The 12,320-nt window shown below is 68.3% G+C and carries 8 protein-coding genes; 3 read left to right on the plus strand and 5 right to left on the minus strand.

Features of this window, described 5'->3' with window-relative positions; all coding sequences use genetic code 11:
- Positions 1-418 (plus strand): EF-hand domain-containing protein (locus IEV56_RS08275; RefSeq protein ID WP_188449762.1); only part of this gene is annotated, 418 nt, incomplete at its 5' end.
- Positions 419-485: 67 nt separating this feature from the next.
- Here the strand turns inward: IEV56_RS08275 and IEV56_RS08280 are convergent.
- Genes IEV56_RS08280 through IEV56_RS08290 form a run of 3 tightly spaced genes read right to left on the minus strand, consistent with a single transcriptional unit; the run spans position 486 to position 4,475 of the window.
- Entirely contained in the window at positions 486-1,067 is a 582-nt protein-coding gene (locus tag IEV56_RS08280; RefSeq protein WP_188449764.1) for a hypothetical protein, read from the minus strand.
- Between the two features lie 59 nt (positions 1,068-1,126).
- Positions 1,127-2,356, minus strand: coding sequence for a sialidase family protein (locus IEV56_RS08285; protein WP_188449766.1), 1,230 nt, complete (start codon positions 2,354-2,356; stop codon positions 1,127-1,129).
- A 28-nt stretch (positions 2,357-2,384) separates the two neighbouring features.
- Entirely contained in the window at positions 2,385-4,475 is a 2,091-nt protein-coding gene (locus IEV56_RS08290) for a TonB-dependent receptor (protein ID WP_188449769.1), read from the minus strand.
- 172 nt (positions 4,476-4,647) lie between these two features.
- On the opposite strand from IEV56_RS08290, the gene IEV56_RS08295 reads away from it, so the two are divergent.
- Entirely contained in the window at positions 4,648-7,725 is a 3,078-nt protein-coding gene (locus IEV56_RS08295; protein WP_188449771.1) for a S8 family serine peptidase, read from the plus strand.
- Here IEV56_RS08295 and IEV56_RS08300 read toward each other — a convergent pair whose 3' ends face one another.
- Positions 7,726-8,337: a response regulator transcription factor gene (locus IEV56_RS08300; RefSeq protein WP_188449772.1), complete on the minus strand. Its 612-nt coding sequence runs from the start codon at positions 8,335-8,337 to the stop codon at positions 7,726-7,728.
- An 82-nt stretch (positions 8,338-8,419) separates the two neighbouring features.
- Here IEV56_RS08300 and IEV56_RS08305 point away from each other — a divergent pair, with 82 nt between their 5' ends.
- Positions 8,420-10,159: a histidine kinase gene (locus IEV56_RS08305; RefSeq protein ID WP_188449774.1), complete on the plus strand. Its 1,740-nt coding sequence runs from the start codon at positions 8,420-8,422 to the stop codon at positions 10,157-10,159.
- On the opposite strand, the gene IEV56_RS08310 is transcribed toward IEV56_RS08305, so the two are convergent.
- Positions 10,101-12,308, minus strand: coding sequence for a primosomal protein N' (locus IEV56_RS08310; RefSeq protein ID WP_188449776.1), 2,208 nt, complete (start codon positions 12,306-12,308; stop codon positions 10,101-10,103). The two genes, IEV56_RS08305 and IEV56_RS08310, sit on opposite strands and share 59 nt — an antisense overlap.
- Between the last annotated feature and the right edge of the window lie 12 nt (positions 12,309-12,320).

The raw sequence follows: 12,320 nt of genomic DNA on the forward strand, positions 1-12,320 counted from the left end.
AATCCTGATCCTGCTTGCCGGCCTGCTGGCCGGCACGGCATCCGCCCAGAGCAAGCCGGCGCCTGCGCCGGCCGGCAAGCCGCCAGGCCCGAACCTCGAGCAGGGCATCGACAAGATGTTCGCGGCGCTGGACACCGACAACAACAAGCAGCTGAGCTTCGACGAGTTCAAGCGCGGGGTGGTGGCCGAGCGCCGTCAGGCGATGCTGCTGCAGCAGCTGGGCCAGCTGTTCAAGGCCGGCGACAAGAGCGGCAACGGCACGCTGGAGGCGGTGGAGTTCAACGCGCTGCCGGGCGTGAAGGCGGCCAAGGAGCCGAAGCCGAAGTTCGCCGACTTCGACCTGAACAAGGACCAGAAGCTGGACTTCCGCGAGTACGTGCAGTTCGTCGGCCGGATGAGCGCGCCGGCCAAGAAGTAAGCCGGTTCCCGACGGCAGCAAAACAAAACCCCCGCATGAGCGGGGGTTTTGCCGGGCGGATCGGCAATCAATTCGGCCGCGGCTTGCGGGCGCGTGCCGCGGGTGCGGCAGCTCCCCGTTGCTCTGCCGCTGCGGCGCGGCGCGGCGCGGCCATGCGCACCGGCGGCTGCAACTTGAATCCGGGGAAATAATGCACGCGCAGCGGCAGTCCGCGCGGCGAGTAGCCGATGAAGCTGAAGCCGGTCTGCGGCCACCAGGCGTCGGTATAGTGGCCGGCGATCATGGTGTTCTCGATCTCGATGATGACGCCGATGGCCTCAGGCTTCGGTAGACCGAGGTTGTACTCCATCAGCGCTTTTTGCGTAGCCTGCATCATCGGTACGCTGGTCCTGTTGCCGCGGTCGGCGGCGCCGCAGAACGTGCGGTAGTAGTACAGCACCTGGCGCAGGCGCGGCACCACACGCGCTACCGCCGAGCTGACCGCGGCGATCGCGCCTTTTTCGTCGCGCATGACCACGACCACCTGCTGCGCCCGCGCGTCCGGCTTGGTACCTTTGGGCAGCGCCTTTTCGGCGACCCAGAACGCGGTGATCTCCTCGGCCAGTTCCGGCGTGATGTGTTTCCACACGTTCTGGTATTCGTATGCCATGTGCCACTCCTGTGAATGTCTGATTCTGCCGCTTACGATAGCGCGGCGGGATTCCTAATTCAATGCGCGGCCGGTATCCGGGCGCCGCGCAGCGCCGGCTTGCCGGCAACCACATCGGTCCACACCACATACAGCGCGCCATCCACCTGCTGCATGCGCGCGAAGCCGGTGGCGCGGCCGCGGCCGGCCAGCGTGGCCACGCGCACGGGCGGGCGGTCCGCTTGCAGCGCGCCGTCGAGGCGCTGTAGCCACAGCGTCTGCCGGTCGCGTTCCTCGGTCCATAACAACCAAGCGCCTTTTGTGTCGGCGCTCAAATCGACCCGGCCCTGCAGCGCGTCGCCGCGCTTGAAGGTAAGGGTCTTGGAAAAGCCGGCACCCGCGTCGTTGGAATAGGCCAGTCGTACGGACGGGACGCCGCCGGCCGCGGTATACCAGGCGGCCCACACCTGCCGTCCGGCAGCGGCCACCGCCGGGCCGTTGACCGGACAGGCGGGCATGACCCAACCATCGGTGGCCACCGGTTTCGGCGTCTGCCATCGCCCGCCGGCGAAGCGCGTGCTGTGGATGTCGCGGATTTCGCGTGCGTCGCGGTCGCGGTAGACCACGATCGGACCGTCGTCGGTCAGCGCCGAGTCGGTCTGGCAGCAATCGCAGGTGCTGCTGTCCAGCGGCCATTCGCGCGTCTTGCGGCCGGCGCCGTCGAATACCGCGGCGCGCAGCGTCATCGCCTTGCCCAGATCGACGCCCTGCGCGCCGTCGTGGCCGGCATGTGCAGTCGAGCCGGCGGTCTGACGGCCGTCAAGCCAGGCGATGGCCAGTTCGCCGCGCGACCAGGGCCACAGCGTGGCGAATCCGTGCTCGGTGGCGGTACCGTCGTCGTTGACGGTGACCGGCTTCGACCAGGTCTTTCCGCCATCCTTGGAACGGTACAGCACCACGTCGTAGGCATACGTGCCGTCGGCGCTTTTCACCAGGTTATGCGCCCACAACGTGCCGTCGGGCAGTTGCGTGCTGCTCGGGAAGTCGGCCCAGTTCACGAACCAGTTGCCGCCTTCCGCGATGGTGGTCGCCGGCAGCCAGCGCCCGTCGCGGTAGCGCGCCATGCGCAGGCGGTGGCCGTCGCCCCGGCGCTCGATCCAGCTCAGGTTGAGCGTGCCGTCAGGTCCTTTGCCCAGACTCGGTTGCGAAGCCGCGGCGCTGGCCGGAAGCGGCCAACGCTCGACGGCGGTTGCGGCGGCCGCGGCCGCCGGCATCGACAGGACCAGCATGATCAGGGCGTGTGCGTTCATGCCCCCATGCTAGCAGACGCCGCGCGGCTCAGTAATCCAGGTGCAGGGCCAACTTCACTTCACGCGGCGTGCCGACGCTGATGTTGTTGTCGTTGTGCGCGGAGCTGAAGTAGGCCTTGTCGGTCAGGTTCTCGACGTTCAGCTGCCACTTCATATGCTCGGAAGCGGTGTAGTACACGGCCGCGTCGACGCGGGTGAAGCCCGGCAGGCGCACGGCGTTGCTGGTGCTGGTGTAGACCGCGCTGCGGCCGTTCAGGCCGAGCCCGAAGCCCCAGCGCGCCGTGGCGTCCCAGCGGCCCCAAACGTAAGCCGAGTGCTTCGGCACCAGCGGCAACACGGTGCCGGCCGGTTGGCTGGCCGAGATGTCGCGGGTGATTTCGGCGTCCTGGTAGGCGTAGCCGGCCAGCACCTGCAGCGTCCGGCTCAGGTTGCCGCCGATTTCCCACTCCAGGCCTCGGCTGCGCTGGGCGTCTACCAGCAGCGATTGCCCCGGGTTGAGCGGATCGGCGACGGCGACGTTGCCGCGCTCGAGGCGATAGAGGGCGATGCTGGTGAACAGGCCTTCGCTGAGCTGCCACTTCATGCCGATTTCGCGGTTGGCGAACGATTCCGGTTCGAGGCTGGCGTTGGAGGCGGTCAAGGACGCCAGTTGGTCGCCGGCGCGCGGCACGAAGCTTTCGGCGTAGCCGGCGTACAGGTTGAGGTCCGGCGTGGCCTGGTAGATCAGGCCGGCGCGCGGCGACAGCAGGCTGTCGCTGGCTTCGATGCGGGCGCCGGTGCGGCGGTTGAGGAAATCCATGCGGAAGCGCTCGAAGCGCAGGCCGGCGACCAGCTGCCAGCGTTCGCCGATGTGGATCTGGTCCTGCACGTAGGCCGCGGCGACGTCGGCGGTGCCGTCGTTGTCGGCGTCGCTCGCGCTCTGGCGGAAGCTGATCGGCAAGGTCGGCACCGGGTTGCCGATGCTGACGGTTTCGTTGGTCTGCGTGCTGCCGGGCGCGCCGAAATAGCCGGTTTCGCGGAAGTTCCGCGTGTCCTGCCGGCCCAGTTCGGCGCCGACCAGGATGCGGTGGGTGACCTCGCCGCGTTCGATGTCGAAGATGTAGTCGGTCTGGTTGAACAGGTTGCGGCGATCGGTGCGTTGGTTGTAGGCCGCCAGCGAGACCATGGTGCCGGCGGCGTTGACCGCGCCCGGGAACACGTTCTGGTAGAACTTGCCGTAATCGGCGTAACGCGTGCGGCTGCGCAGCACGGCGCCGCCCATGTCGTGTTCGATCAGCACATCCAGGCTGTTCACGTCGGTTTCGGCGCCGCTGTCGGCGCTACTACCGAAGAACGTGCTTCGCTCGACGGCCAACGGCTTGCCTTGGAAGGACGGCACGCCGCGGTCGACCGTGCGCTCATCGCGGAAGATCTCCGCGCCGAGCACGATGCGGGTGTCTTCGCCGATGCCGAACGCCAGCCCCGGCGCGATGCCGCGCAGGCGGCGTGACACGTCGTCGCGGAAGCTGCCGGCGTCTTCCGCCATGGCGTTCACGCGCCAGGCCAGATTGTCGCTGGCGGCATCGCCGAGGTCGGCCTGGATGCGGTAGAAATCGTGACTGCCGGCCTGCACGGAGAGGTCGCGCACGCGGTTGCCGTCGGCCTGCTTGGACACGCGGTTGATGACGCCGCCGGAGCCGCCGCGGCCGAAGATCATCGCGTTCGGGCCTTTCAGCACCTCCACCTGGCTGACGTTGTACAGGTCACGGTAGTACTGCACGTCGTCGCGCACGCCGTCGGTGAAGAAGTCGCCGGTGCTGGCGTTGCCGCGCATCACCGGCGCGTCGCGGTGGCCTTCGCCCTGGGCCATGCCCACGCCCGGTACGTAGCGCACCACATCGGCCATGCCGTGCAGAGCCTGGTCGGCGATCTGCTGCTCGGTCACCACGCTGATCGCCTGCGGTGTGTCCTTCAGCGCGGTTTCGGTCTTCATCGCGCTGTTCGGGTCGCTGGCCTGGTAGCGGAACGGGAAGCCGCGGACTTCGATTTTGTCGAGCGTCGCCAGCGCATCCGGCGCGGCAGAAGCGTTGGCGGCAAGGGCGAGCAGCAGGGCGGTGGTGAGCGGACGGGGAGTAGTCACAGTGCTGATTCCATGTAAATGAGAATCAATCTTATTTGTATTTGCGGAAAATTGCAAGCGGGTCGGTTAACTCATTGAGCCGGAAAGCCGGCATGTCCGCCGCATTTCACGCCACAGGCTCCGGCTGGCGTTAGAATCAGAGGACGAACCTCTTTATTGATACGGTCTGCGAATGTCTAATATCCGTGCCTGTCTGCTTGCCGCCTCGCTTTCCTTGCTTTCCGCCTGCGGCGGTGGCGGCGGAGGAAGCACGAAGCCCGATCCGCAACCCGTCAGCACCTGCTCGCAGCGCCTGGGCACGGGTAGCTTCGTCACCACGACGGTGACCAATCCCAGCGTCACCGACTCGACCTGTCCGTCCGGCTCGACCCTGACCCAGTCCGGCATTTCCTACACCACCACCACCACCACCTACAGCTGTCCGGACCCGAATGCGGCGGCCAATCCGGTGGCCTCGTCGTCCACTTCCGCGCCGATCGTGACCCAGAGCAAGATCTGCACGGTCATCATGACATGCTCGGAAAAGCTGGCGACCGCCGCGTTCCAGACCCAGACGGAAACCGTCACCACCACCGACAGCAGTTGCCCGACCGGGCAGACGGTGGTGCAGAACGGGCTGTCACAGTACACCCGCACCACCAGCTACAGCTGCGCCGATCCGGCCAGCACCGCCGATCCGGTCGCCAGCATCAGCAACAGTTCGCCGGTGCTGACCCAACCGAAAGTCTGCAACCTGTCGGCGCCGATCAACTACAGCACCTATTTCCGCGACAAAACCGGCGTGACCCAGGCCAATGCCGCCGGCTATACCGGAACCGGCGTCAAAATAGCCATTTACGACAACGGCTTCAACGTCAACAACGCCGCGTTGAGCGGGCGCTATGAACGTACGTTCGGCGACCTGACCGATGACAGTCCGGACAACACCAGCCACGGTACCAGCGTCGCCGCAATCGCGGCCGGCAAGGCCGTCGGCGACTATCCGGGCGGCGTCGCGCCGGATGCCACCTTGGCGCTGGCCGACTGGGACTCGAACATCTACGACATCATTGATTGGGGCGCCAAGGTCTTCAACTTCTCCTTCGGATACGGTTACGACGCCGAGGATCCGGCCAACAGCGCGCCGGACTCCAATGACGCCGACAGCGGCGATGTGGCCGCCTACGTCGCGCCCTGGGTCGCCGAGATGCGCGCCATCCGCGATGCCGGTGCGTTCCTGGCGATTTCCGCCGGCAATGACGGTGAGGAAACCGGATACGACAGCGCCCAGATCCTGGCGGCGGCGCCGTATTTCTACAACGACCTCAACAACGTGGTGGCGGTGGTGGCGATGAGTCCGCTCAACGGCACCAAGGCGCCGTATTCGAACCCGTGCGGCGCGACGGCGATGAATTTCTGCTTGGCCGCGCCGGGTACCGTCAATCTGCTGCTGCCGACGGTGAATGCCGGCGATGACTTGACGGTCGATTCCTACGAATGGTTCGCCGGCACCTCGGCGGCGGCGCCGGTGGTCAGCGGCATCGCGGCCCTGGTGTATCAGGCCTTCCCCGGCATCAACGGAAATCAAGTGCGCGACACCCTGCTCACCACCGCCACCGATCTCGGCGCGCTCGGCGTCGACCCGGTGTACGGCTGGGGTTACGTCAACGCTGCCAAGGCCGTGCAAGGCCCCGGCCTGCTGTTGACCAGCTTCGAGGCCGATGTGCCGGATTCGGCGAGTTGGACCTTCGGCAACGACATCGGCGGCGACGGCGGTCTGATCAAGATCGGCGGCGGCGGCCTGAACCTGACCGGCGACAACACCTACGCCGGCGGCACGCAGGTGCGTGACGGCGATCTGAACCTGTACGGTGGCGTGACCGGCGACGTACGGCTCGACGGCGGCCGCTTCAACGCCTTCGGCGGTCATGTCGGCGGCGATCTGTACGCCAACGGCGGCACCCTGGGTCTGGTCACCGGCGACGTCTTGACGGTAGACGGCAGCGTGCATCTGCAGGGCGCCGACCTGCGCGTGCTGGCACCGGCCGGCTACACCACGCAGTGGCGGGGCGAGGTGCTGAACGCCGCGGCCGTAATCGGTACGGCCGATGCCGCCGCCGATTCGATCTGGTTCGATGCCGCCGCCGCGTTCGGCGAAAACGCCGTGCGCGTCGATCTGCAACGCAAGGCGGTGACCGACGTGCTCGCCGCCTACTCCGCGACCCAGGCCGACAGCGCGGCCAACCTCGAAACCGCGTTCCGCCAGCTCGATGCCGGCTTCGGCAGCGAGGCCCTGCGCGCCAGCGCCGGCCGCCTGCAGGCCACCGACGCCGACGGGGCCGGGTTGGCGCTGATGGCGCTGTCGGGACAATCGCAGACCACCATGAAGGACATCGCGCTGGAGACCACCGATGCGCTGTTGCCGTTGCTCGGCGAACGCCTGCACGACATCCCGCGCACCGACGGCGAGGGCGGCTTCTGGCTGATGACCGCCAATCCCGACGGCCGCAAGCACGCCGACGGCTATCTCGCCGCCGATATCGACAGCCGGATCTGGGCCGCCGGCGTCGACCGCGGTTTCGACGGCACCAGCCTGGGCGCGGCGCTGTTCAGCGCCGATGACCGCGTCGGTTACGACGGCGTCGGCGACCGCGTGCGCGGCGACCGCAAAGGTCTGGCGCTGTACGCCCGTCATCAGGGCGAGGTCTGGTATTGGCAGGGTTTCGCCACGTTCTCGGACTTCGACGCCGACGTGACGCGCACGCTGTCCACCGGCGCCGGTTCCAGTTTCGCCGACAGCCGCAGCCGCGGCAGCCAGCGCGGCCTGAGCCTGGAAGCCGGTCGGCCGCTGTCCGGCGGCTTCACTGCCGCCTTGAGCGCCGGCATCGATCGGGTCGCGCTCGATGCTTTCGCCGAATCCGGCGGCACCGGCCTGGAACTCGGTTTCGAATCGGCCGCGTTCACCCGCGCCCTGATCGGGCCGGACCTGCGCTTCGAGCGCGGCTTCGGCGCCGGTTGGCTATGGAACGCGCGCGTCGGCTACCGCCATGTCCTGGGCGACGTCGATACCGGCATGCGCGCGTACTACACCGGACTGCCGGGCGCCGGCTTCACGGTCGACGGCATGCCGTACGCCGACGGTTTCCTGGATTGGGCGCTGGGCTTGGGCTATCGCCGCGGTCCGGCGTATTGGTATCTGCGCGGTGACGGCCAACAGCACGACAACGGCCGCCGTCTGTCGCTGTCGGCCGGCGTCCGCATCGGGTTCTGATCAGATCAGGCCGAGCATCAGCACGCGTTCCTGCAGCTCGGGGATCGAGCGCGCGCCGGTCTTGTGCATGATGCTGGTGCGGTGCGCGTACAGGGTCTTGTCGGTGATGCCGAGTTCGGCGGCGATGGTCTTCGGATTCTTGCCCTGCAGCAGGCCGCGCAGCACGTCCAGCTCGCGGCCGCTCAGCAGCGGCTCCTGCGGCCGATCGGCGTCCGGCCGCTGCGCGATGTCCGAGGACAGGAAGCGGCCGCCGGCGGTCACGGCGCGGATCGCCCGCACCAGCTCCTCGGCGGCCACGGTCTTGGTGATGTAGCCGTCGACGCCGTAGGACAGCGCCTTGGCCACGAAGCCGGCGTTCTCGTGCATGCTCAGCACGATGATGCGCAGCGCCGGATGCGCCGGCCGGATGCGTTGCAGCAGCGGGAAGCCGCCGCCTTCGGGCATGTTGAGGTCGATGATCAGCAGGTCCGGCGCGTGCCGCTCGATCAGCGGCTGCAGCTGGCTGGGCCGTTCGCATTCGGCCACCACCGACAGGTCGCCCTCGTTCTCCAGCAGGTGCTTGATGCCGTCGCGCAGTATGGCGTGGTCGTCGAGGAGAACGATGCGGGTCATGGCCCATTATGTCAAAAATCCGGGATTTCCCGCGGTTGCCTGCCGCCGGGAATGGCTATAGCATGGCGGCAGGGGAAATCGTTTGATCGAATGGCTGAAATCATCGCGTGAGGACCGGCGGTTGCCGCCGCTGAAGTGGGCGCTCGCCTTCGCGTTCGGCCAGTTGCTGTTCACCCACTTCGGCTTCTACCACTGGCTGATCCAGGCCGGGCTGATGTTCGCCGTGCTGTGGGTGCGGCCCAGCCGCGAGTTCCCGGTCTGGTATGCGGTGAACACCGCCTGCTTCACGTTGAACGCCTGGAAGAACCTGTGGCTGCGCGGCCAGTCCGACATGCCGTTCCTCGGCCTGTGGCCGAGCCTCGAGCTGTTCCTGCTCGGCACCATGGCGATGCCGCCGCTGGTGTACGCGGCGGTGCAGTCGCTGAAGGCCCGCGGCATCCGGCCGCAGGACGGCAACAGCTTCCGCGGCATGTCCTACCTGCTCGGTTCCGGCCTGTTGGCTGCGGTGCTGCTGACCGCCAAGGACGTCGCCTACGTGCTCACCGACGGCAAGGTCTCCGAGGTCAAGGCCGGCCGCATCATCGGCACCGAGGCGCTGTCGCTGTCGAACGCGGTCGAACTGCTCGGCAGCTTCGTCATCAGCCACTTCATGGGCGCCTTCATCGGCATCATGATCGTGGCGCCGCTGGTGATGTGGATCGCCGTGCCGGCGTTCCGCGTCGGCTCCGGGCATCTGCTGAAACGCGCGGCGCTGACCCTCCTGCCGGTCGCCGCGTTGATTTCGCTTGCCTTGTTCAACAGCCACGAATCGCGCTTCTTCGGCCTGCTGCAGGTGCTGATGCTGGCGGCGGTGGTGGTGTTCTCGTTCTTCCACGGCTGGCGCGGCGCGGCCGTCTCGGTGGTGCTGGTCAGCCTGATGATCAGCGTCGACAACCATCTCGATCCGCTGTCCGGCGACCCGAAGCAGATGCAGCTGTACGTCTCGATCGTCGGCGCCCTGGCGCTGCTGTTCGGCGCCGCGATGGACGAACTGAAGGCGCGCGAGGCCGATCTCGAGCAGCGTCAGGCCGACCTGTACCGGGCGTCGATGCAGAAGCAGGAACTGCTCGACCAGCTGATCGACGCCAGCCGCCGCAGCATGCAGGCGCAGGACGCCGAACGCCAACGCATCGCGCTCGAGCTGCACGACGAGATCGGCCAGTCGATCACCGCCCTGCAGATCCACCTGAACCTGCTGCAGGTGGAGCTGCATCAGCAGGGCAAGGGCGTGTTGGCCGGCCGCTTGACCGATATCGCCGAGAAGATCGGCGAGGGCGTGCGCGGCGTGGTGATGGACCTGGCGCCGATCGAGCTGGCCGAGCTCGGTCTGTACATGGCCCTGGCGCACGGCTCCAGCGCCCGCATCGCGCGCCAGGCCGGATTGCAGTACGACGTGGCGTTCCGCGGCCGCATCGACGACCTCGACCGTCTCGACGCCAGCACCGCGCTGGCGGCCTACCGCATCGTGCAGGAATCGCTGACCAATGTGGTCAAGCACGCGCACGCCGCGTCCTGCCGGGTCACGCTGGCGTTGCGCCAATGGCATGGCGAATGGCTGCTGTTCGTCACCGTCCAGGACGACGGCGTCGGCCTGGCGCGCGGCGTGAAGGCCGAACGCTGCTTCGTCTCGATCCGCGACCGCGCCCTGGCGTTCAGCGGCCGCCTGCACGTGCGCTCGCGCTACGGCCTGCGCATCCACGTGCTGCTGCGCCAGCCGGCCGCGGTCACAGGAAATCGCAGGGATCGACGTCGACCGACCAGCGCGTCTTCCGCGCCGATTTGAGCGCCCGTACCCGCGGCAGCGCCGCCGCCAGCAGGCGTTGCAGGTCGCCGCGTTCGCGCGCGTTGAGCGTCAGCTGCCAGCGATAGCGGCCGGCCCGCCGCGGCATCCCGGCCGGCAGCGCGCCGGAACTGTGCACCGGCCAACCGCCCCGGCGGCGCTCCTCGGCGAACACCGCCGAGGCCTCTTCCAGGAATACGGCCGCCGCCTCCTGATGCACCGATTCGCAGCGCAGCAGCGCCATATGGGTATACGGCGGCAAGTCCGCCTGTTGCCGCTCCGGCAAGGCCTCGCGCGCGAAGGCCGGATAGCCGCCGTGCAGCAGGCCGGTCAACAGCGGATGTCCGGGATGGTGGGTCTGGATCAGCACATGGCCGGCGTGCTCGGCGCGTCCGGCGCGCCCGGCGACCTGCACCAGCAGCTGCGCCAGCTTCTCGTGCGCGCGGAAATCGGCCGAATACAGGCTCTCGTCGACGCCGACCACGCCGACGAAACGCAGGTTCGGCAGGTCGTGGCCTTTGGCCAATATCTGCGTGCCGACCAGAATCGCCGGTCCGTCGCCGGCCTCGGCCAGGCGCTTGGCCAGCCCGTCGCGCCGGCGCGTGGTTTCGCTGTCGACGCGGATGCAGGGTACGTCCGGAAACGCCGCCGCCAAGGCTTCCTCCAGGCGCTCGGTGCCGTAGCCCTGCGGCTGCAGCGCCAGCGAACCGCAATCCGGGCAGGCCGGCGGCTTGGGCTTCTGGTGTCCGCAATGGTGGCAATGCAGGCGCTTCTGCCCGGCATGCAGGGTCAGCGTGGCGTCGCAGCGCGGGCACATCGCGGTGAAGCCGCAGTCGTGGCAGAGCAGCGCCGGCGCATAGCCGCGGCGGTTCTTGAACACCAAGGCCTGGCCGCCGGCCTTCAGGCAGCCGGCGATGCCGTCCAGCATGGCCTGGCCGATGCCGTGCTGCAGGCGCAGCTTGCGGATGTCGGCGACGCGCACCTGCGGCGGCTTGGCGGTGCCGGCGCGTTCCGGCAGCCGGTGCAGCACATAGCGTCCGGCGTCGGCGTTGCGCAGGCTCTCCAACGACGGCGTGGCGCTGCCGAGGATCACCGGCGCGGCCATCGCCTTGGCGCGCACGATGGCGACGTCGCGCGCGTGGTAGTGGAAGCCGTCCTGTTGCTTGTAGCTGCCGTCGTGCTCTTCGTCGATGATGATCAGGCCGGCGTCCGGCATCGGGGTGAACACCGCCGAGCGGGTGCCCAGCAACACCCGGCCGACGCCGGCGGCTATCGCGGCCCAGGCGCGCGCGCGGTCGCCGTCGGCGAGGTTGGAATGCAGCACGTGCACCGGCACCGGCAGACGCGCCCGGAAGCGCGCCAAGGTCTGCGGCGTCAGGCCGATTTCCGGCACCAGCACCAAGGCCTGCTTGCCGCGCGCCAGGCAGTCGAGCACGGCCTGGATGTAGATTTCGGTCTTGCCGCTGCCGGTCACGCCTTCGATCAGATGCACCGCGAAGCCGGCATCGGCGCGCAGGGCCTCGAGGCAGTCGCGCTGCGCCGGATGCAATTCGGGGCCGTCGCCGGCCGGCCGGTCGGTCGGTGTCTGCGGCGGCAGCGCCAGGCACTCGGCCCAGCCGCGGGCCTGCAGCGTACGCATCGCCGGCCGCCACTGCGCAACGCGCACGTCCAGTTCGGCTTCCGGGCATTGGCCCTGCGCCAGTGTCTCGGCCAGTTGCCGGACGCGGCTGTTGCGGCGTAGCTCCGGCCAGCCGGCGGTGCCGGCGTCGGTCAGCCGCCAGGCCGGCACCGAGAGATCCGGCATCGGTTTGCCTTCGCGTAACAGGGCCGGTACCGCGGCGGCGATGACCTCGCCCAAAGGGGCTTGGTAATAGCGCGCAGTCCACTGCAGGCTGGCCAAGGCTTCCCCGGTCAGGATTGGCACCGGATCGACCCGGCCCTCGATGGCTTTCAGGCTGCCGCTGTCCGATTCGGCCACGCCGGTGTCCGCCACCCAGCCGACCAAGCTGCGGCTGCCGAACGGCACCCGGACCCGGCAGCCGATCCAACCGCTGTCGGCATGCCGACCGTTTCCGGGCAGGTAATCGAACAGCCCGGGCACCGGCACCGGCAGGGCGACTTTCAGGCAGGCGGGCGGCGGTGCGGAATTCATGCGGCTACAGCT

The organism is Arenimonas maotaiensis, assembly GCF_014638745.1.
Lineage (GTDB): Bacteria > Pseudomonadota > Gammaproteobacteria > Xanthomonadales > Xanthomonadaceae > Arenimonas > Arenimonas maotaiensis.